Here is a 22,964-nt window from a genome sequence, read left to right as displayed (position 1 = left end):
GTAGCCGAACAAACAAAAAAAGCCCTTTCGGGCCTTTTTTATGCGTTTGAATTAACCACAAGTTGCTTGAATAATCTTTTTATTGATTGGATTTACAGTGACGGTGACGCGCTCTACACGATAATCCATTGTTACTGGCTGCCCAGGTTTTACTAAACGGACAATTTGAGCTTGGCTAATCGCCTTGATCTGATCTTCAGTCAATTTTACTTGACCAATCAGCGTCTTAGCCTTATCAGCTACACATTCAGTTTGGCTACTACGGAATAATGCCCACTCTTCAACCACTTGTCCGTTTGGCAGATGGCAATACCCGACCTGAGCATTTGCTTCATCACGAATTTCAAGCTTACCTTTTTGTTCTACACAATACTGGCTGGCTGGATTTGCCATACCAATTTTTTCTGATGTAGTTTCAGTTTGCTGTGTTGTGCTACAACCCGCCATAAATGCTGTCAGTGCAGCTAAAATCCATATATTTTTCATCAAGTCTATTTCTGAATATAAAAATTTAACTTACCAAGTTTGTGCCAAATAAACGAGTTGTTTATTGAAATTTTTAGTTGTCATTCCACTTTCTTTAATTAGGCAGCAATGTGCCCTATGTTCAAAATACAGAACGTCATTTTCTTTGAACTGATGATGATTTTTGCAATATTTAAAACGACTAAACTTGTCGCAGCTTTGATTTTAAAGGTTTTATAAATTTGAAAAATGACCTGCTCAACGCGTATGCTAAAAAAGTACTTTTCTTCAAACACGCCACGTTGCGTAGGAGCAAAATATGTCAAAAAACTGCCGATTTATTTTTCGGACGAAGCTTGGTCGTCTTTGCAACAGCTCATGGGCGCAGATGGCAAACCCAGTCCCACCATCAATGCCCTGCTTGAAAGGCAATCTCAAGAACTATCTATGGATCCATTTTTGGATTCTTCGCTCAATGTTCAGCCTGTTCAGAAAAATACCCGTATTGAACTTCCCGTTGCCTTGGAACGTATTCCTGCTGGCCCAGCTTTCGCCAATAAAGATGTTTTTGAAAAAGCCTTAGACCTAAATGATTATTTGGTAATTAACCCGCTCGCTACATTTATTGCGCATGTCGATAGCGAGTCTTTACTCAACGCCGGCTTTGAAATTAATGATACTTTTTTAGTCGATCGTAGCTTAGAAGCCAAACATGGCGATATCGTGGTTGCACTGATTGATAATCGTGAAATCACCTTAAAGCGATTGATGATCACCGCAAAAATGTCAAAAGAAGAAATTGCCGACATTTTTGGTGACCCCAATAAAGTCTTACCCAAAATTTGGCTAAAAGCAGAAAATCCAGCCTATGCGCATATTATCCCTTCAGATAGCGAATCTATCGTTGTTCAGGGTGTCGTGACCTTTAATTTAAAGCAATTTTATAAGCGCTCATCACACACCTAAACACAAGAATTCACCATGAAAGCTGCAAATAAAATATTTGCGTTAGTTGACCTTAACAACTGCTACGTCAGTTGTGAGCGTGTCTTTAACCCAAAGCTCAATAATGTCCCTGTCGTCGTGCTGTCCAATAACGATGGCTGTGTTGTATCTCGAAGTCAGGAAGCCAAAGACCTCGGGATTAAAATGGCTGTGCCGGTCTATCAAATTCAGGATTTAATCCAACAGCATCATGTTCAGGTGTTGTCGAGTAACTATGCTCTCTACACCGAAATGTCTAATCGATTTATGAATATTTTAGGCCTGTATGTCGGCCCCGAAGACCGTGAAGTTTACTCGATCGATGAGTGTTTTTTAGATTTCACTGCCTATCAAGAACTGTTTGATTTGAGCCTATATGCCAAAGAAATACGAGAGACGATCCTAAAATGGCTAGGCTTAACCTGCTGTGTCGGGATTGGTCGCTCTAAAACGGAAGCCAAAATGGCCAACCATCTTGCCAAAAAAAATGCGTATTTAAACGGTGTATGCAATTTAGTTGAAATGGACCCTTGTTCCTCAGAACAACTCCTTGCGCAGACACCAGTCAATGAAGTTTGGGGCGTCGGTCGGAATCATACAAAAGCCCTGAATCAGCTTGGCATTCATTATGTTTTAGATCTGATCAATGCACAGCCTAAAGATATTCGAAAAAAATTTAGTGTGGTGATGGAAAAAACCGTCTTGGAACTGCAAGGTCTATCTTGTCTGTCTATTGAAGAAGAAGCACCGAGCAAACAGCAAATTATCAGTAGTCGTTCCTATGGTCAGCCAGTCTACGAACTGGAAGATATTAAAGCCTCTATTCGTGTATATATCGCGCGAGCCGTCACACGTTTAAGAGCAGATCATTCTCTATGTCGTATGGTGGGAGTGTTTATTCAAACGAGTCGCTTTAATTCTACTGAAAAATACGCACCTTATCTGGCCATTACACTGAATGAGCATACCGATGACTTAATTAGCATCACCCAAGCAGCAACGCGTGCCGCCGAAAAAATCTTTAAAGCGGGATTTAAATATAAAAAAGCCGGTGTGGTGTTATTAGAAATCATTCCAAAACAAAACTTTACCCCAGATTTGTTTTGCGATATGGCGTTAAGACAAAGCCGTTTGAAACTGTCCGACACCATCGACGATATTCAAAAAAAATTTGGGCATCATTTTGTCTCGATCGGCTTAGCGCAGGACGATGCTGCAACATGGCGGATGAAAAAAAATCTGTGTTCCCCCGCTTACCTGAGTAATTGGAACGAACTGCTCCGTGTGAAATAAAACGTTTGATTGAAACGCTACGCTGTAGTGGCGCTGTTAATGTCTGCTGTGTTAACCGAAATGATCATTTGCAATTGCTGAATATTTATTTAGTATTTAAATGAATATTCATTTGTATATTCTCCTATTTTAAATTATGTCTGATGTTCAATTAACGCTGAGCGAATACCTATCTGCGGTCAAAGAAGTCATTCAATTGGCTTTTGATGATGCCGTGTGGGTCAAAGCCGAGATTCGAAATTTAAACATCAAAGGTGGACATTACTATCTAGAATTAGCTGAAAAAGAACAAGAAAGTGATAGAGTCATTGCCAGTTGTAAGGCCACAATTTGGAAATTTACTGCAAATAAAGTTGTCGGAAAATTTGAACGTGAAAGCGGCATTGAGCTCAGTCGTGACTTAAATGTCTTGGTTAAAGTGCGTGCCAAATTTGACCCGCAGTACGGCTTTTCAGTCAATATCGAAGAAATTGATTCGAGTTTTACTTTGGGTGATCTGGCTCGACGCTATCAACAAATTTTAGAAAAACTCACCAGCGAAGGTCTGATTCATAAAAATCGAAACTTGCCTGCGCCATTTGATATTCAGCATGTCTTGGTTATTGCGCCTGAAAATGCGGCTGGCTTAGGTGACTTTAAAAAAGATGCAGATGCGCTACAACATGCTGGCGTGTGTGAATTTGTCTATCATGCTGCAACCTTTCAAGGAAATACCGCAGCACAAAGTATCCGAGATGCTTTAGCACTGGGTTTAAGACAATGGGCCAATGACTTTCAAACTGCGCCAGATTTGATCGTGATTATTCGTGGTGGCGGTGCTGTTAACGATCTTGCTTATCTGAATGATTATGATTTGGCTGCACTTCTATCTAAGCGTAGCGTGCCAATTTGGGTCGGTATCGGCCATGAAAAAGACCGTACGATTCTAGATGAAATTGCACATCGTTCTTTCGACACCCCGAGTAAAGTGATTGGGGGTATTCGTAATCATATTGTTGAGCGAACACAGGACGTTTTAGAGGCATTACAAAGCATTCAACTGCGCTCTCAACATCAAATTGCCCTTTATCAAAGTCAAAATGATCAGTTACTACAGGTCATTAAGACCTTGGCACAGAGTCAAATCAATGACTCAACTCGGCTCTTACAACAACACCAAGATAACACTGCTTATTTTGCTCAGTTACAACTTAAAACAGCTGCACAGAATATTGAAATACTCATACGTGAGACTTTGCTGCAAAACCCTGCACATGTGCTCTCCAAAGGTTATGCCATCGTCCGGCAGCAAGGTCACGCCATTCGTGCAACGCAAAATCTTCAGCCTTCCACGCATTCACCGATTGAAATTGAAATGCAAGACGGTGTCATCACGGCTGACATTCAACATATACAGGTAAAAAATCATGACGACCGATACTCTAAGTTTTAAAGAAGGCTATGAAGTTTTAAAACGTAATGCTGAATTACTCGAATCTCAGCAAGAACCCGATATTGATAATCTTATGAAAATCGTTGAAGAGTCGATGCAAGCCTATAAAGCCTGTAAGTCTCGTGTTGAAGCGGTACAACAGGCACTGAATGATACGTTTAAAGATTGATATCTCAGCTCATCATTTGTATAAAAAACGCAGCCTAAGCTGCGTTTTTTATACTCAAATTTTGACTTCTCTTAGAAGCGCCAGTTATAGAACAAGTCGATTGCACGCTCTAAAGACTGACTCGCTTCCAAGTACAAACGTTGATTCATTTGATAACGTAAGGTCAATTTATTCACAGGTGTAAATACTCCGACGCCATAACGAATGAATAAGTCAGGTGTGATATAACCCGTCACAGAAACCTGAGTATCATCCCCTGTTCCTTGAGCATCCAATGCCAAACCACTCAAACCAAATGTACGACCAATTTGATTGGTCAATGCACGTGTACCACCCAAGCCCATACTAATACCGGCTGCAGCAATCGTGTTGTTCACATCAGAACGGAAACCTTCCGCCTGACTTAAACCTGAACTTCCTTCATTGATACGACCTGTAATTAAGGCATTTAAGGCTTCTTGTTCAGATAGACCTGCATCGTTATACACCTGAATTGCAGGGCTTGATGCTGTACCTGTCACACGAACACCAACAGTACTGCCTTGCACGGCTTTATTGGCATCAATATCTAAAGTAGGGTTCGCCAATGGTCCATTAAAACGGGCAATCGCACGGTTCAAGTCCAGACTTTGACCATAAGCTTCGATTTTCACACGCTGAGAAACACCAATTGCACCATTGGCACGCATTGCTGTTTCTAAACCACGTTGTGTCAAATTCAAACGACCAATCAACGGAATTCGGCTATCAAAACCTTGAAAAATCACTTGATTACCAATATTTACCTGCACGTCAGCGCGAATATCCCAAGGACGTGCCGATTTTAAGATTTCAAGTTGGTTATCACCTTCATGTACCACACGCACATCTGAAGATACCCCAACCACTGTTGCAGACGATTCTGGCATCGAAATCAATGCACGCGGCACATCAATTTTACCTTTTAAGGTTAATTTCTTACTGAAAGGCAGCACATCTAAAGATAAATCAGGCGTTACAACAGCGGTGATCAATGGCGCTTGACGAACCAACATTTCATTACCCGTTAAATTCAACTGGATACGTGGATCATTTTTCCAGTCAATATTTCCGGTTAATTTGCCTACACCACGCCCACTGTTAAATGCACCATCAATCGTCGCATGGTTTTGACGTACAGCAGAATACAACTGAATATTGGTCAAGCTCACAGGCAATGAAATCATGCTAATCGAGCCATTTTTCACTCGAATCTCACCATCCATTAAAGGCTGTGACAATGTTCCGCTAATTTTTGCCGCATAAGACAACGTACCGCCCATTGAACGGACATCTTGTATAAATGGTTTTAAGATTTTCAATTGAACTTGGTTAAAGGCCACTTCACCACGGATCGGTTTATTGGCTTTATACGGATCAATAATAATATTGGCATAACCTGTACCAATATCTGGGGCTTTGGTATCGAGTCGAATTTGTAGCCCTTCAGCGACACTTTTCGCAATCAAGCCAACTTCATCATATTTTAAAGTGGATGCTAAATACTGTGGATCTTCAGCTGCTAAACCAAGTAAACCGTCACGAGTCACTAAACGTGCATCAATTTTAGGTTTTGCACCTTTCGCCCAAGACGCTTTTGCATAACCGTTCACTTTACCGGTAATCGCCAGGCCTTCAGGCATAAAGGCAGCAAAGTCATTTAGGTCTAGGTTTTTTGTCACAAAAGATACATTGCCGCGGTTTTTATTCACACGAATCGGCTGATCAAAACATAATTCACTTTGCTGGCTCATCCAACAATGTGCGCCAACAAATAAGTCAGACTGTGCAGTGTTGTAAATAATCGATGCATTTTGACGCTGTACGAGACGTGTACGCAAGGAGTCAAAATCGCCTTTTTGAATCTGACCAAGCCAGTTATTTTGTGCATTAAAACCACCAGCTAACTGCACATAAAATTTTGATAATTTATTTTCAGCACTGACTTTTAATAAATGCGCATTACGTGTACCGGCCAGTGAAATTTGACCTTTTACAATCTCACGGTTGTTACTGCGTAAATTATCCATCGTTGCCGTTAATAAACTTGGTGAAGTCGCAGAAGTTGGCAACTCGCCTTGCATCCGTATTTTTTTCACACTGAATAAATTATTAAAAGCAAAATCATCTATTGCGATATTGGCAGATGCTTGCAGTCGTGGCTGTGCTTGAACATTTAAGTAGCCATAAGCACGTCCACGTAGGCCTGCATAAATTTCATATAACGCTGGTGCATTAATTTTCAATTGTAAATTTTGTGCATTACCAGTGGCTTGAATTTGGTTATTGGCATAAGCCAACAGCAAATTATTCGCTTCAAACTGTTTTGGCATAAAGCCAGATTGATTTGAATTAATCACCATCGCCAAGTTACCTTGACCACGGACAGGTTTGTTATTGATCATACCTGCCAAATTCAGACGTTCAATTTGAATACGTTTTAGCGCATCTGACCACACACCATTGGTTTTTAAATTTCCAGATAATTCACCCCGTACATTTGAGGCAAAATAATGCGGCTTAAAATGCACCAGTGATGCATTAATATCCCAACCAATGGCTTTTTGTAGTAAAACTTGTCCATTGGCTGAAATCTTACCTGCCACGCCATCATGACGCAGTTCGGCTATTTTAATTAATTCAGGTGTGCCAGATACTTTGAAAATCAAACTGCCTTTACTTGCGGCAACTTGGCTTGCATTGAGGCCACCATCATAATTCACAGCAAAAGCTTTAAAGCCTCCACCTTGTTTCTCATCATGGAAAGTCAGCGCAGCAGTAGATTGACCTGTTAAGTGAACCGTTTCATTTTGCTGTGCTAGTCGGCCTAACAAATCAATATTATTCAGCTGAATAATCTGTTGATTTGGTTTTGCATAACCATTGGCTTTTAATGACCCTGTAATTTGATCGACAGGCGCAGCAGCCACGATAGTTTGCGGATTGAACTGCTGTGCTTGTACATTGGCTTGCCATTTCAGCATACGTTTTTCATCAGGCAATTCTACAACTGCGTTACCTTTGAGCTGACCTTTGTCGGCCACATAACTAAAGGCAGGGACATTGAGATTGTTATTTTTCAGATCCAGTTTGGCTTGATATTGTCCAGCAGGCAGAGCACCTTTTTCATGTCGTGACACGGTGGTCGCCACATTAATGTTTTGCTGATCTTCTGTAAGCGCCAATTGCACATTGCCCGAATCACTACTCAACCATCCAACATATGGCACTGCACGGTCTATATTTTTCCAAGACACATCCATCAGCATCGGCTGAGCTTTATTATTTTTAGCAGGCGCTTGATCGAGTTTTAAATTCCAAGTTTCATATTGATCAAAATCCACCAACGCCGTCAGGTGCATGCCTTTTTCAAGGGTGCCTTTAGACGCAATCTTACTGTTTAAATTTACAGGTAGAAAATCTTGAACCACCTGCGGAATCAACTTATGTTTTGGATTAATTTTATCTAAACGACCGCTTACATCCCAAGTAACCTGATCTTTCCAACTCACCACGCCGCCCAAATTGACAGCGCCGCCCATCACTTGACCATTTAGGTTAGTAATATCAAGTTGGTTGACCAAGTCCGTACTCATGAGCGCAGTATATTTACCCTCAGGAATATTGGCCCCGCTCAGGTCCGTATCTAAATCTAAATTGAGACGCTGAATATCCCCTTTGAATTTTGCCAGACCATTTTTAGCAAAAAGCTTTTGCTCAGTCAGCAACGGTAAATGATAGTTTTTAAATTTGAGCGCACCAAACATCGGGACATGTGGACGCATCGGATGGACCACAGCCCAACCAGTTAAAAGATCTGGGGTATGTGTTGCCACACCGGCTTGAATTGTATCCAACGATCCTTTAGCCACCACTTGAATATCATGAATATTCAAGCTTTCACGTAGTGAAGGTAAGTTGACTATACCCACAGCATTTAGCGGATATTTACCTTCAAACTTCATATTCCCAGACGCTTGGCGCACAGATAAATAGCCCATATCCATACGGGTATCTTCAAATTTTAATTCCGTCCCAGACCAAAGCGCTTCATTTAATTCAATATCATAAAAATCCACACCTGAACTATGCGTTTTAATCAGCATATGATCTAGATCTGCATGATCGACACGAAGGACGAAAGGCAGACGGATTTCACTAAATGCAAAAGGTTTATCGCTAGGTGGTGTCTTGGTAATAATTTGCAGATTTTTAACATCTGCCTTATTTAAGTGAATTTCTTTATTAATAATGGCACGCCAACCGAGTGTAATATCGGCACGGTCAATTTTTACATCGACAGGTTTTAGCGTAACGAGGACATTTCGTAAAATAATGCCGCGCCACAGGTTACCACCTTCATATTCATAGTGAATGATTTGCTGACGTTCCAGAACACGGTCAAGTAAAAACTTACTGCCTTTGTCTGTAGAGAACATGACCGCCAATGCAGCCACCAAAAAGATAAGCACGAACACGAAGGTCAAAATGACACTTCGAAGAATACGACGCTTCTTCGGCAGTTGCTCTACCGGCGTTTCGTTTTCTGGTTCTTGCTGTTCTTGTTCAGTCATAAAAAACACATCACCTAAAAATTATAATTGTGAACCAATAAAGAAATGTAAACGAATTGGTTTGCTGTCGTCAGAAAGTCCGGTAGCGACATCTAAACGAATTGGGCCAATTGGAGAAGCCCAACGTATCCCCACACCGGCGCTATATGCAGTCGGTGTATTGAAGTCTTTATCGTACGCATTACCAAAGTCACTAAAGACCGCAGCACGCCAGCCTTCTTTAAATTGGTAGTTATATTCTAATGAACCCGTTGCCAAGACTTGACCACCAATTTTATAGCCATTTTCTTCGGCCGCTAAACTCTTATAGTCAAAGCCGCGAATGGTTTGGTCACCACCGGTAAAGTAGCGTAAGTTATAAGGAACTTTATCAAAGTTCTCTGTCAGAATATAACCTAAATCACTGCGCCCCACGAACTGGTGATTATCATTTTCACCCAATGAATAAATAAAGCGCCAGCCCGCATTCAAGATCGCCATGTCAGCATCTGAAAGTAAGCTTTCACTTCCAACTTCAACTTTATAGGTTTGCTTAATCCCTTTACTCGGATTCACACGTTTATCAGAGTCAGTTCGAGAAATTTCATAGCCAAACATCAAAGACTGCTGTTCATTGTTGGTATTTACCAAGAACGCATCTGGAATGTCATCACTAGGACTTAGGCCGTCATCGGTAATACGGTCCAAACGGTAACGTAAACCAAAGGTATGCTGCCAACTACCACGTGGGTTTTTAATAATCCGGTCAACCCCAGCTACAGCAGATTCAATCGAAAGATTGACGCCTTGACCGACATCATCACGTTCTTCACGCTCATAACCACCGACCAAGCTGACATAGTCATTTAATGGATGGTTATATGGAATGTTATAGCGACCATCAATCGATTGACGGATTTTGGATACTTCCATGTTGGCGTCAAAAGAATGACCACGTTTGTTTACAATGGCACGACGATACTGGCCACGAACACGTGTACCGGTGTCGGTACCAAAACCAGCACCAATTTCTGCACTATTCAACTTATCTGCATTTAGTGTCACGATCACAGGGACTTTTTTATCTTCACGTGCTTGCGCTTTTAAACGTTCTTGTTCTGCTTGTTTGGCATCTTGCGTATCTTGCAAACTGCGTAATTTAGATGATTGCTCTGCATCATTCACCCCCGCAAATTGGTCTTCATCAACCACTTTTTGCGTGACTTCCTTATTCGACATCACTTCCGTTTTGTCTTTCACTACTTGTGAACTTTCAGACAACTGATTTTGATCGACCAAGGTCTGAATATCTGGTGGCAGTTCAAGCGGCTTTTCAATTGGGTCTGGTCGAATCGCATCAACTAAGGTGTAGTTAAAATAGCGAGAGTTGGTCAGGTTGTTAGCCAAACCATTCACACGCCAGAAAGTATAGTCAGCACCGTCTTTCCACGTCACCAAACTTTCTAAAATATCGCGATCCAATGGAAACTCTGCATTCGGATCACTCATTCGAAATTCGACTTCGCCAAGCTTATAACGCTCACCCGTTTCAAATCGCAAATTGATATCGGCTGTATTTTGTGGTTGAGCCACTCTTACATCGTGCAAACGCCAGTACGAGTCGAAATAACCGTTATTAGTTGCTGCATCATTAATTCGGCCTTTCGTCGTTTCGTATTCACCATGATTAAGAATGTCACCTTCTTCCTGATCTGGTAAAACACCAATCACCTGAAACTGAGCTTGATTTGCTCCAGCCCCTGAAAATTCAATATTTTGCTTTTGAATTTGCACAGGCGTATTTGGTGTAACCAATACACGAACTTTACTATCAGACACTTTTTCAAATTTGAATTCTGACTGATAAAAACCTACAGCTTGTGCAGCTTGATTGGACAAGCTGCGTAATTGAGGCAAAGCCGATGGAAAATCGCTAAAAGACTCTTGAGTAAAACTTGAAAGCTTGCCTTTAATATTGGCTTTGAGATCCTCCAGTGCCGCACCGTAAGCCTTACTCGAAGTCTGACTGGTATTATGTGCTGAGGTAATTTCAACATCCGCACTAATTCGTGGCACTTTTGCCGTATTCATCTGACGTGGCGGACGTACTTTATATAATAAGCGCTTAAAAATACCCGGCTCTGCATCATCTTCCACGGTTGGATTATTCAGCTCTTGCAGAGTACTGGCATTTTCATTTTGTGTCGCAATAATTTCATTATCAGAGCGAATTTCACTCATGAGCTGATCAATATTGACTGGCGCTTGGTTAATTTCCGTTAACTCTTTTTGGGTAATGTCCGCAACAGCAACTTCTGTTTGCTGTGTCGCACGGTACTCCTGCGCCTGACGTTTGGCTTCTTCAGCAACTTGGAAGATTTCATTCGCCATGTTTTGATCAACAGGTGTCACGGGTAAGTTTTCTAAATCTTCGAACTCAATGGGTTTAAATTCTTGTAGTTGTGTTCCTGCTTGCTGCTGTTCTTGCAGCATTTTCATGCTATCAACAGATTCTTCCGGCTCATTTATATTTTCAATTTTTTCAACTACTTCAGGTGTCGACAACCCTTGCTTTACAGCTTCATCCTTGATTTCAGCAACAATCTCTGCTTTTGTATCTGCAAAGGTTGGAACAGTTTCCGCGGGAGTTTGGGCGAAACTATGCTGAGCACACAAGGTCAAAAAGATGCTCATATAAAGACTTTTATTGCTATGATGCTGTCGTATGCAGTGAGCCATACTGTGATGAAGCATTGTTTTTTTAAACTTGATTTTTGCAGGCATAGCAAACTCTAACAAATTTCATTATGTAATGGACTTAGTCAATCAGATGTAGAGCTAAAGATCTTATATCTATTGGTTTTTCGCCATCCCCAAACTCAAAAACATATTACATGATTTTTTTAGAGATTTTACCAATCACTCACATTTCTTAATAAAACTTAATGTAGCAAGACGCTTATGAATAACAACGAACATCTGCTAGGTACACGCCGCTTCCTGCCTATGTTTTTGACCCAATTTTTTGGGGCCCTCAATGACAATGTCTACAAACAGGCTTTATTGTTGGTCATCACCTATGGATTAATCCAACAACAGGCATTACCCATCAGCACGCTAAACAATCTAGCTGCATTATTGTTTATTTTACCCTACTTTATTTTTTCAGCGACAGCGGGACAGATCGCAGATAAGTTTGAACGTTCACAACTTGTCCGTGGTATCAAAATTTTAGAAATTATCATCATGGTCATCGGCAGCATTGGCTTTCTGACCGGTCATTTATGGTTGTTATTGTTGGCTCTATTTTTGATGGGAACCCATTCGACATTTTTTGGTCCAATCAAATATGCGATTTTGCCTGAAATTTTAAAACCCAATGAGCTAATGTCAGGCAATGCGCTCTTCCAATCGGCAACATCCATGGCAATTTTATTCGGGATGATTTTGGGTGGTGCTGTGATTGCTTCATCACAAGGCAATTTAATATGGATCAGCCTGACAGTTATGACCATCGCCATTTCAGGTTATATCACCAGTCGTTTTATTCTTAAGCAAAATGTCACTACACCAGATTTAAAAATCGATTGGAACTTTTTCCGAACTAGTTACCAAACAATGAAATATGCCAAAAGTTTGCCGCTGATTTTTACTATTTTATTGGGGAACTCGTGGTATTGGTTTTATGGTGCAACCTACCTCACCCAAATTCCACAAATGACTCAGCAAAATCTACATGCCTCTGAAAATGTCGTTAGCTTGCTATTGACCTTTTTCTCTGTCGGTGTGGGCGTAGGTTCATTGCTTTGTCGTAAATTGGGCGGCACTCAAGTCAATATTAAGATGGTTCCCATCGGTGCTGTAGGTTTAACGGTATTTGCACTGTATTTAGCGTTTAGTTTGACCCTCGTCCCCACTCAAACTGGCCCTCTTATTACCTTATCGGAAGTATTTCATCAAGGGTGGAGCTATTACCATGTAATGATCGCAGTGACTTTATTGGGTATTAGCGGTGGTTTTTACATTGTTCCACTATATGCCATGATGCAAGCCTATTCGCCTCGCTCACATCGTGCCCGTGTAGTTGCAGCAAACAACATTTTAAATGCCGTTTTCATGGTATCTTCTGCTATATTTTCAATTATCATTCTGAGTGTTTTAAAGATTGATATTAAAATACTTTTTTGTATAACTGCAGTGCTCAGTGCAATCTTTTGTATTTGGCTGCTATTACGCATCAAACCTTTGCTTCAAACTACGCAAGTCTCTCTGGAGGATTAATCCATGCGTCAATTTACAGGTGTCGACAAACTTATTCACTCATTTGATCAAGCCTTACGTAGTTTAGTACCTGGGGCGACTGCCGCACATCGAGAAAACCCTGCTAACATTGAAGAAACACAATTAGCAGTGAGTGAAGCGCGTCATGTTGCAGGTTTAATGCGGGTCAACCATAGTGGTGAAGTATGTGCACAAGCGCTCTATCATGGGCAAGCACTGACAGCAAAACTACCGAATGTACGCCGTGAAATGGAACAAGCAGCGATTGAAGAACAAGACCATTTAGCATGGTGTGAAGACCGCTTAAAAGAATTAGACAGCCATACCAGTCTGCTCAACCCTGTTTGGTACGGCCTTTCTTTTGGGATGGGTGCATTAGCAGGTATTGCCGGTGATAAATACAGCTTAAGTTTTGTCGCTGAAACTGAGCGTCAGGTGAGTCTGCATTTAGAAGACCACATCCGCCAACTTCCTGAACAAGACGAACGTTCACGTAAAATCTTAGTGCAAATGAATGAAGATGAGCTTCATCACCGTGATACAGCACTCAATGCAGGTGGTGTAGACCTTCCTGTTCCAGTTCGTATTGCCATGACTGGTATTTCAAAGCTGATGACCAAAACCAGTTATTACATTTAATGCTTTTCTAATGATTGTCGCTAAGTTTTATAAATAGTGAACAAAAAGCCTGCAATGATGCAGGCTTTTTCATAAGTAATGTTTTGACTCTAATACAATAATTCCTTCGCCATCAAAACAGTTTATAGGCTGCCATCGACTTGGTGTAAACCAATCAAAATTCAAACTATAACGTTGTGCAGTGGACGGATAACCTGCTCCACCTAACTCAAGCAGCCATCCTGCCGGACAAATTTCTTTTTGGTTATTCATCATAACGGTTTGATCATGTACCAACTCAAGCAATAAATGGCGATGTAGCTCAAATGCAATAACATCAAATCCAGCTATTTGAATAGGCTGTGGAAAACGAACCGATGTCAAACCTTGACGAATATCAGTCATCTGCTCCAAAGTATAGTCGGTTTCAAATGATCGGTTAATCCACGTGCCTTCAGGCAATACAACCTCTCCAAAGTTTAAGGGTTCCTGCAACTGTATATGAATTTTCTTTTGATGCTGCCACTCTGCATAGTCAGAACTAAGATCTGAAATCACAAAAAATCCAAGCGTTACTGCAACAAATAAAGGGAAAAACAATACGCCAGATAAACCAATTTTAAGTACCGCATTTACTTTATATGGTCGATTTTTTTGCTTTTTATACCAATTATTCCAACTCAACCAAATGGCAATGACAATAAATAGCACCAAAATCGCAAAGCAAATAATAAGAAAACCTCCCGCACCCGCACCATAACCTAAGCCCATATTGCTCTCACTAAATATCCCTTTAAATCTTTTAATTATGTCTTGACGACTTTATCAGATCAGCCACGTTCACTTTATCAATGTTGATGATGCTTACACCACCACTTCAACACCGTATAGAGCACACGGAAGAATACGATACATAAAATAACGGCAATAACGATGTAAATATCTTGATGATAAGGCAGCATTTTCGCCCAAAATAGATGTAAATAATGACTGATTTGGAAGCCAATCGTTGCGACCAACATCGCCCAAATAAAACAGGCAACCAAATTAATCAGCACATATTTCCAAACAGGATAAGCACGCACACCGACTGCAATAGGTAAAATAGTTCTAAAACCCCAAGCAAAGCGCATAAATAAAATGGTCAAAATAGGATAACGTTCAATAAACTGGCTCGCACGATCGAATTTTTGTGCAAATTCTGCATTCGACTGGATAAGTTTTTGCCCATAGCGAGCGCCCATTTGATAATAAAACTGATCGCCAATAAAACTGCCCAACATCGCCACTGCAATCAACATTGGAAAATGAAGTATGTGTTGATGGACGTCATAGGCGCCAATCATCAGCACTGTTTCTCCCTCAAACTATATGCCAATAAAAATCGCAATATAGCCATAGTGCTGAATCAGATCCGTCCAGTTCATATCAGTATTTTGAAGCTAAAAAGATAATGTAATCCTGCGACAGCCTATACGCTAGCTCATACCATGACAGGATTTGAATATTTTTGTTATTGTTTATCTAGCGTATTTAAGGTCAGTTTGAAATATCACTCATGTGCATTGAAAACATTTCGTTTCATTCGCTCAATCCACTAAAACTTTTTGGCAACTCACCATAGGAAATTGATGTGCTGGATGTTCAAACATTTCATTTTTCCAAATGTCGAACATTGGTATTTTAACATCGAGTGCTAAAGGCAGTTTTTTCGGATTAAATTGCATGTGCGCTAAGCTTTCGCCCCACGCGATCAGATCCAGATCCAAAGCGATATTATGAGATGGACGAACACGACCTGAGTCTGCTTCCATTTTTTTCAGTAAGGTGCTGATTTCATCTACACATAAACTGCTTTTCACCAAACAAGCTGCATTCCAATAATCCGCCCCAATGCCATCACGACAAGGAATCACATAAATTTTGGAAAATTCAGCATGACCCAAAGCCTGAATTTGACGTAAAGCCAGTTGAAAATGCGGTTTTGGATTGAAATTACTCGCCAGAGCTAGGGCGAAAATCGTTTCGGTGGCGTTCAAGACGAATTCCTACAGAATTGGCTTGCGCGATAATGGCAGGCTTCCGGATGGTAATCATAATAGATTCAATGCTGTCATAGGTAGCGAAAAGTGCATCAATCACCAGTTTTGCTGCATGTTCGATCAATTTAGGTTGAGCAGTTTGAATGACTTTGGCTGATATTTCGCAAATTTCAGCATAATTCAAGGTATCTTCAAGCTCATCTGACTGAGCCGCCTGCGCTAAACTGGTTTGAATATTGAGGTCGAGCATCAAAGGCTGAATAATCTGACGCTCCCAATTGAAACAGCCGACTACAGTTTCAACTTTCAAACCTTCAATGATAATTGCGTCCATTCTTACACTCAAAATAAAATCTTAAACATCGATAAAATCCTCCTGTTTAAGCAAGAGGATTTTATTTATATCTTGCGGCTAAATTATTGCTTCAACAATAAATTAGGGTCCATAGTCTGCACCATTTGAATACGCTGGTCTGCATAAATATCAGTATATGGCGCAAGGATGCGCATAAAGCGATCGAAGTACAACATTTGTTTGAATAATAAAGCGAAGTCACGTGGGAAGCGAATACCATGACGCTCTCCGACTTGTACCATATCCATCATGATGTCATTCAAATCGGCAGGATTTGAGGTTAATAACTCTTGCGGATCGGCCAAAAGCACACCGCTAAATAAGCGCTCTAAGTCGGCAGCTAAGACTTGTGTGTCAATTTTGACAGCCGTCATACCCATTTTCAGCATATTTTCAGCCATCAAGTTGTAGTCAGTTTTTTGTAGGGCATCCATAAACGCAATACATGCCGTCCACACTTCAGGTTTCAACTGGCCCACGATACCAAAATCGATGAAGCCAACTCGACCATCTTCAAGCAGCATCAGGTTGCCTGCATGTAAGTCTGCATGGAAACTATTACATAACATTAAGCTGCCAAACCATGTATTCATCGCTGTCACCAAAACTTGCGATGGATCTTTAGCGACTTTCTTGACCACATCAAAATCAGTCAATGGTACGCCGTATAAACGTTCCATCGTTAAGACTCGACGCGTCGAATATTGGTGATAAACTTTTGGTGCTGTTGCGGCTTTGTTTTGAGTCACATTCAGATAATTCACAAAGTCGTCAAGATTTTGAGCTTCTTCAATAAAGTCCACCTCACGTACCATGCGAACTTTAATTTCTTCAACGATATCTGCAAGTGAAGCAAATTTGACTTTAGGTACAGCTTTTTCAACCAGTTTGGTTGCCCAATGTAAAACGTTTAAATCTGTATAGAGAATCGTCTCGACACCCGGTTTTTGCACCTTGATAACAACATTATCACCACTGACCAATTTAGCAGCGTGTACCTGTGCTATCGATGCAGAAGCTAAAGGCTTTTCATCAATTGAAGCAAATATTTCATCTAAATTACGACCAGCAAATTCTGAAGCCAATACCTGCTGCACATAACTAAACGGCAGTGACGGTGTCTGATCTAAACAACCTTGAAACTCTTCGACATATTCACGTGGAAATAAAGAAGGTGTACTGGCAATAAATTGACCTAATTTAATATAGGTTGAACCCAGTGATTCAAAAGTTTCACGCATGAGTTTTGCGTTACTTGGTTTTTCTGTCGCGTATTTAAAACCGGCTTTAGCCGCGACCACTGCGGTCTCACCCATTCGGGCAACCGAGCGAATTCCATCTAACCAGATATTGTTTTTCATAATGTCTTAGAAAAAAATAATTAACATGAGTGTAGCAAAAAAATAAGGGCTTGCTGCTTTATCTTGCCTGACAGATTGGACAATCGGGATCTTTTTCAAAAGCGAGAATTTTTTGTTTCATTGACAAACCATCCCATAACAAAAGCTTTTGTTTCAGTGCTGTCGTCCCTAAACCCAAATAGAGCAAAGCATGATGAGCTTGCAAACTTGCCATAACATTTGGTGTGGTTGCAAGCACACCCGAGTCTGCACAGCGCAAACTTTCATTGGCTTGTTGTTCTTTTGGAAATAGACATTCATAACATGCCGCGTTTCCTTCGACCATAAACAGTTGCCCTTGGAAACCAATCGCTGAAGCACTAATCAGCGCCACATTATTTTCTACGCAGCTTGCATTGACCAAATAACGCGTGCTGAAATTATCACAACCATCGAGAACCAAATCTTGCTGTGAAATCAATGTCTTTGCGTTGCTTTCATCTAATTTTGTGGTATAGCTTTGCACTCGGATATGCGGGTTAATCGCTTGTAAGCGTTTAGCCAAAATTTCTGATTTATAAAAACCTACGTCATTTTTGGTATACGCGATTTGTCGTTGCAAATTACTGATTTCAATTCGATCTGCATCGATTAAAGTAATTTGTCCGACGCCTGCACGTGCCAATAATTCGGCTGTGGTACACCCAATTCCACCACACCCTACGATGAGTACATTGGCAAGTTTTAGCTTCTCTTGTGCATCGATGTCCCATCCATCAAGCAATATTTGACGGCTGTATAAATGCATTTCATCATCACTTAATTCAAATTCAGAAGTTGATTCATTCGATTTAAACGTAGACAAAGTATTTCCTTATTAAAATTCGTCAAGCATAAAAAATGGGCGAGTTTATACCGCACACAAAAGATTAAAACACCGATATCCATCAAATGTTGTTCGAGTACAAACCCGAAACAGTGTAAAAACACCCTGCTATTTGAGCAAGACAATATACAGCTTAAAGTTAAAATAAATGCTCTGTAGACATGGTATTTTTCTTAGTTAGCGTATCTTCAATTACACTATTTAAAATACAGTATCTCAGACACCTTAGTATGTAGAAACATCATAGAGGTATAGCGTATACATGTTTTAAAAATAATAAATATAGTTATATTTTTAAACATATTTAGTTGTACTAGAGCTGCTTACATTAAATTCATTTTAATGATTCTTTTCTACCTTAGCTTCAAAAAATAAAACTTAATTCAAGACATTTTAAGCGTTTATGTATGCAAAGAGATTTAATCCGTAGGTATATGTATGAATTCAGTGAGAATTAAATTGCTGACATAATATGTTCGATAAACTTATGAGCTAACACACATTATTCAAATACTTTGTGCTCAGTCATATTTACCCCTTTACCCCCAAGTGATTACTTAAAAGTGGAGAATAAAAATGTCACAAGAATACGTTGAACAAGATCAGCGACAAAAATTATGGAAACTCATTAAAGACGTGCGTTTCACCATGATTAGCCATGTCACTGACAAGCAAGAAATTCATTCTCAACCTATGACCATGCTTAATTCTGATAAAATGAATGAGCATGAAAATATCTATTTTCTTATGAAAGAAAACAATGACCTTGTAGAGGCAGTCAATGCAGGTCGTAATCATCTTGGATTAGCATTCGCTAAACCTTCAGACGATATTTATGTATCAATTAGTGCTCATGGAGAAATCAGTACAGATGCGGCCCTAATCGATAAATTATGGAATCCTTGGGCTGAAAACTGGTTCGATGGCAAGACTGATCCTACTGTTCGCGTTTTGATAGCTAATGCTATTAGTGCAGAATTCTGGAATGTCAAAGACAATAAAGTCACCCATTTATTCAAAGTTTTGAAGGGCAATTTAACGGGTAAAACTCAAGAACTTGATACTGAACATAATACCCTGAACTTAGAATAAATGATTTTATTGATTCGAATTAATGCTTTAATTTTAGGTTAATTTGTATTGTCCCATAGTTAGTCAAGTGCATATATGATCTCGAATGAATGGTTTCACCAGCTCAAACATCAATTTAAAAAAGGCTGCATCAAGCAGCCTTTTTTGCGTATATAAATTGACTCAACTGACCTTTTGAATTAATTGCGCTTTGGCCACTTCTTGTTGCTTTAACAAGTTACGTTGGATTTTTCCACTCGATGTTTTAGGCAACCCATCTACAAATTCAATTTCTTTTGGATAAGCATGCTTGGATAAACGAGATCGTACATAGGCTTGTAGTTTATCCATGAGTTCTGAACTTGCTTGATATTGTGGTTTCAATACCACAAAAGCTTTAACCAATTCAGTTCGCTCAGGATCAGGCTTACCGACAACTGCCGATTCTAAAACCTCTTCACACTCTAATAATGTGCTTTCCACATCGAAAGGTCCTACACGATAGCCTGACGTTGTAATGACATCGTCTGCACGACCAACAAAATCAATGCCGCCTTCTTCGTTTAAACGAACGGTATCACCGGTTAAATAGTAGTTCCCGACAAAGGCTTTACGGTTATTGCCACCATAGCCTGTAAACCACATGAGTGGAGATTGCGACCAATCTAATGCCAATGTTCCAATGCCACCGCGTTCAATTTCTTGATAGTCTTTATTAAGCACCGCGAAACGATGACCCGGTATAGCAAAACCGGCTGAACCCACTTTTTTGTAGTGTTCTAAAGCATGATGATTTGCAATCACCATTCCAAGTTCCGTTTGTCCATATTGGTCATAAATATTGACGTTTAAGTCGTGATTAAACCATTGAATCACTTCAGGCGTTAGCGGCTCACCTGCGCTGCTCACAACCCGTAAATGTGATTTTATGGATGCGTCAAATTTTTCTTTGAAGCCAAAGAACATACGAAAAGCCGTTGGAGAACCGGTCAAATTACTGACTTTATATTTTTTGATGACTTGAAGTGCATGATCAACACTAAAAGCCCGTTCATCCATAATAATGCTGTGTCCTAAACTTAATGGCCCTGCAATTCCATAGTACAAACCATAAGCCCAACCCGGATCTGCCAAATTCCAAAATGAATCTTCATCACGCAAATCAACCGCATGTGTCATATACCCTTTAAATGCCAATAACGCTTTGTGTGGCACAGGTACAGACTTGGCCAAACCGGTCGTTCCCGATGTAAACATCATTAAAAATTCATCGTCAAATGAACGTGGTACTGAGTTATATGTGGTGTCATGAAGTTGCAGCTCTGACCAAAAGTCAGGATCTGTCTGAATTGCTTGATCGGCATGCACGGTTAAAATATGTGGTAAATCAATATGATTGAGTTTTGATCGTTGCTCAGTGTTGGTTACAATCAGCTTTGTTCCCGCAGTTTGCACCCGATGCTCAATCGCTTTGGACTCAAATGCCGTAAACAAAGGCTGATAAATTGCCCCTATACGCCATGTTGCCAATACGGTGATCAATAACTCTGCAGTACGGGGTAATAGACCTGCAATGCAATCATCTGCTTTTAGCCCAATGCGCTGATAATAATTTGCCAATTGTGCAGAAGCTAAATCTAATTGCTCAAAAGTCCATTGTTCAGATTCACCATTTTTACCTTCCCAGATCAGTGCAGTTCGATTTTGCCCAACATAGCGCCCACAACATTCATCATAAGCATTGATTGAACTTGGCGTACCGACCAATTGTTCTGCAACCATTTTTTCAAAATTAAAATCACGATATGCTTGTTCTAGTGTCTTCATGACGACAATTCCTATCCTGTTCTCTATGATTCAAAGTGCAAGACTTTGAGGTTTATTGATCTTGTTGTTGTACCGCTGCGTACTAGTGACGATTCCTTTGCCACATCCGCTTTTACTGCTTTTCCATACACCGATTGCAATGTCGGTTTTTTCGTTTTGAAACTTATACTTTGTTAAACAATCTATTATTAGACTGTCTATACCTAGATAACCATGTTTGGATGTGCCCTGCAATTTCCATAACCATCAATACCATTGCAGGGTTTGAACATCGACCAAAGTCTATTTTTTAATCAATCACCCTTTGGTGACTTCACGTGCAATCACCAGACGTTGAATGTCCGATGCACCTTCATAGATTTGGCTGACACGTACATCACGATAAATGCGTTCAACTGGGAAATCAGATACATAACCGTAGCCTCCATGGATTTGAATGGCATCTGAACACACCCGTTCAGCCATTGTCGATGCAAAAAGTTTAGCCATCGAGGCTTCTTTTAAGCATGGAAAACCTGCATCTTTTAACGTTGCTGCATGGAAAATTAACTGGCGTGCTGCCTCAATTTGGGTAGCCATATCCGCGAGGCGAAATGCCACGGCCTGATGCTGTACAATCTCCACCCCAAATGCCTTTCGTTCATTGGCATATTCAACGGCTGCATCTAATGCTGCTCGTGCCATACCCACAGACTGCGCTGCAATGCCAATTCGACCTGACTCTAGGTTTGATAAGGCAATTTTATAGCCTTCACCCTCTTGGCCTAAAAGACTATCGGCAGGTATCCGACAGTCATCTAAAACTATAGTTGCTGTATCGGAACAATGCTGACCCATTTTGTCTTCTAATCGCGATACGATAAAACCAGGTGCATCCGTCGGTACTAAAAAGCACGAAATCCCTTTTTTACCTGCAGATTTATCCGTTACCGCAAAAACCAAGGCTACTTGGGCATGTTTTCCTGTAGTAATAAATTGCTTGGTGCCATTTAACACCCACTCATCACCATCACGCTCCGCTTTACATTCCAATGCACTCGCATCTGAACCCACTTGTGGTTCTGTTAAGCAAAAACAACCTAACCATTCGCCAGTGGCTAATTTTTTTAAGTATTTTTCTTTTTGTGCTTCTGTACCATAACGCTGCGTAATGCCACATGGCAGTGAATTTTGTACGCTAACAATTGTGGAAATCGCACCATCGCCAGCAGCAATTTCTTCTAAGGCAACAACCAAAGACACGTAGTCTAAACCTGCACCACCCCATTCGTCCGAAACCGTCATGCCTAAAGCACCTAGCTCACCCAGTTCCTTTAGCTCTTGTTCAGGAAATGCTGCCGTTTTATCACGCTCTGCAGCCGTCGGTTTCAGTTTTTCTTGCGAATAGCTTCGCATCATGTCCTGAACCATTTTTTGTTCATCATTTAAAATCATGAGACTTCCTTTTCTAAATCTTTTATAGCGTGTATAGCTTTAATTTTTGGATAACTGCGAAATTAAAAATACTTTGGCTGTATAAAGCAAAGTTGGATACACGACGACGTCATTTGCAACTGTCTGAGGCAGGACGCCATTAATCTCTAATGTTTCTGTAATCTGTAAATCAATAAATACTTGATGACGAGTTTTA

The 22,964-nt window shown here is 40.4% G+C and carries 18 protein-coding genes; 7 read left to right on the top strand and 11 right to left on the bottom strand.

All coding sequences use genetic code 11. From position 1 onward, the window contains the following. Positions 1-51: 51 nt before the first annotated feature. Positions 52-486: an I78 family peptidase inhibitor gene (locus tag FTU22_RS06650; RefSeq protein ID WP_180093601.1), complete on the bottom strand. Its 435-nt coding sequence runs from the start codon at positions 484-486 to the stop codon at positions 52-54. Positions 487-732: 246 nt separating this feature from the next. Between FTU22_RS06650 and FTU22_RS06645 the strand changes: the two genes are divergently transcribed. From FTU22_RS06645 to xseB, 4 genes are all read left to right on the top strand, one after another. Further along, positions 733-1,431: a LexA family transcriptional regulator gene (locus FTU22_RS06645; RefSeq protein WP_257225896.1), complete on the top strand. Its 699-nt coding sequence runs from the start codon at positions 733-735 to the stop codon at positions 1,429-1,431. A gap of 15 nt (positions 1,432-1,446) precedes the next feature. After that, positions 1,447-2,742: a Y-family DNA polymerase gene (locus tag FTU22_RS06640; RefSeq protein WP_180093599.1), complete on the top strand. Its 1,296-nt coding sequence runs from the start codon at positions 1,447-1,449 to the stop codon at positions 2,740-2,742. 136 nt (positions 2,743-2,878) lie between these two features. Beyond that, a complete protein-coding gene (gene xseA, locus FTU22_RS06635; protein ID WP_180093597.1) occupies positions 2,879-4,174 on the top strand; it encodes an exodeoxyribonuclease VII large subunit in 1,296 nt (431 codons plus the stop codon). Continuing rightward, positions 4,149-4,343, top strand: coding sequence for an exodeoxyribonuclease VII small subunit (gene xseB / locus FTU22_RS06630; RefSeq protein ID WP_180004957.1), 195 nt, complete (start codon positions 4,149-4,151; stop codon positions 4,341-4,343). Before xseA ends, xseB begins: the two co-directional genes overlap by 26 nt. A gap of 71 nt (positions 4,344-4,414) precedes the next feature. On the opposite strand, the gene FTU22_RS06625 is transcribed toward xseB, so the two are convergent. Both FTU22_RS06625 and FTU22_RS06620 read right to left on the bottom strand, forming a co-directional pair. Beyond that, the gene (locus tag FTU22_RS06625; RefSeq protein WP_180093595.1) at positions 4,415-8,935 is read right to left on the bottom strand and encodes a translocation/assembly module TamB domain-containing protein; all 4,521 of its coding nucleotides are present in this window, start codon (positions 8,933-8,935) and stop codon (positions 4,415-4,417) included. 21 nt (positions 8,936-8,956) lie between these two features. Continuing rightward, on the bottom strand, positions 8,957-11,698 hold the full coding sequence (locus FTU22_RS06620; RefSeq protein ID WP_180093593.1) for an autotransporter assembly complex family protein: 2,742 nt from the start codon (positions 11,696-11,698) through the stop codon (positions 8,957-8,959). 177 nt (positions 11,699-11,875) lie between these two features. Here FTU22_RS06620 and FTU22_RS06615 point away from each other — a divergent pair, with 177 nt between their 5' ends. Both FTU22_RS06615 and coq7 read left to right on the top strand, forming a co-directional pair. Next, entirely contained in the window at positions 11,876-13,195 is a 1,320-nt protein-coding gene (locus FTU22_RS06615; RefSeq protein ID WP_180093591.1) for an MFS transporter, read from the top strand. Positions 13,196-13,198: 3 nt separating this feature from the next. Continuing rightward, positions 13,199-13,834 (top strand): 2-polyprenyl-3-methyl-6-methoxy-1,4-benzoquinone monooxygenase, encoded by a 636-nt coding sequence (gene coq7, locus FTU22_RS06610; protein WP_180093589.1) that lies wholly within the window; start codon positions 13,199-13,201, stop codon positions 13,832-13,834. A gap of 69 nt (positions 13,835-13,903) precedes the next feature. On the opposite strand, the gene FTU22_RS06605 is transcribed toward coq7, so the two are convergent. The 6 genes from FTU22_RS06605 to FTU22_RS06580 all read right to left on the bottom strand — a co-directional run bounded on the left by FTU22_RS06605 (position 13,904) and on the right by FTU22_RS06580 (position 18,358). Next, positions 13,904-14,584, bottom strand: a complete 681-nt coding sequence (locus FTU22_RS06605; RefSeq protein WP_180093587.1) for a hypothetical protein — start codon at positions 14,582-14,584, stop codon at positions 13,904-13,906. A 77-nt stretch (positions 14,585-14,661) separates the two neighbouring features. Then, positions 14,662-15,159: a DedA family protein gene (locus FTU22_RS06600; RefSeq protein ID WP_180093654.1), complete on the bottom strand. Its 498-nt coding sequence runs from the start codon at positions 15,157-15,159 to the stop codon at positions 14,662-14,664. Between the two features lie 243 nt (positions 15,160-15,402). Then, positions 15,403-15,852, bottom strand: a complete 450-nt coding sequence (locus FTU22_RS06595; protein ID WP_180084829.1) for a 2-amino-4-hydroxy-6-hydroxymethyldihydropteridine diphosphokinase — start codon at positions 15,850-15,852, stop codon at positions 15,403-15,405. After that, complete coding sequence (folB, locus tag FTU22_RS06590) at positions 15,809-16,189, bottom strand: dihydroneopterin aldolase (protein WP_111884985.1); 381 nt, start codon at positions 16,187-16,189, stop codon at positions 15,809-15,811. Before folB ends, FTU22_RS06595 begins: the two co-directional genes overlap by 44 nt. An 83-nt stretch (positions 16,190-16,272) precedes the next feature. Then, entirely contained in the window at positions 16,273-17,571 is a 1,299-nt protein-coding gene (locus tag FTU22_RS06585) for an AarF/ABC1/UbiB kinase family protein (protein ID WP_180093585.1), read from the bottom strand. Between the two features lie 58 nt (positions 17,572-17,629). Beyond that, the gene (locus FTU22_RS06580) at positions 17,630-18,358 is read right to left on the bottom strand and encodes a HesA/MoeB/ThiF family protein (RefSeq protein WP_180093652.1); all 729 of its coding nucleotides are present in this window, start codon (positions 18,356-18,358) and stop codon (positions 17,630-17,632) included. Between the two features lie 654 nt (positions 18,359-19,012). Here FTU22_RS06580 and FTU22_RS06575 point away from each other — a divergent pair. Beyond that, the gene (locus FTU22_RS06575; RefSeq protein ID WP_180093583.1) at positions 19,013-19,528 is read left to right on the top strand and encodes a pyridoxamine 5'-phosphate oxidase family protein; all 516 of its coding nucleotides are present in this window, start codon (positions 19,013-19,015) and stop codon (positions 19,526-19,528) included. A 162-nt stretch (positions 19,529-19,690) separates the two neighbouring features. Here FTU22_RS06575 and FTU22_RS06570 read toward each other — a convergent pair whose 3' ends face one another. Further along, positions 19,691-21,334, bottom strand: a complete 1,644-nt coding sequence (locus FTU22_RS06570) for an AMP-binding protein (protein WP_180093581.1) — start codon at positions 21,332-21,334, stop codon at positions 19,691-19,693. Positions 21,335-21,631: 297 nt separating this feature from the next. Beyond that, positions 21,632-22,768, bottom strand: a complete 1,137-nt coding sequence (locus tag FTU22_RS06565) for an acyl-CoA dehydrogenase family protein (protein WP_180093579.1) — start codon at positions 22,766-22,768, stop codon at positions 21,632-21,634. Positions 22,769-22,964 lie beyond the last annotated feature (196 nt).

Source organism: Acinetobacter sp. YH12076, assembly GCF_013419525.1.
Classification (GTDB): Bacteria; Pseudomonadota; Gammaproteobacteria; order Pseudomonadales; family Moraxellaceae; genus Acinetobacter; species Acinetobacter amyesii.
The sequence above is the reverse complement of the archived record's forward strand: the minus strand, read 5'-3'. Positions and strand labels throughout refer to the sequence as shown.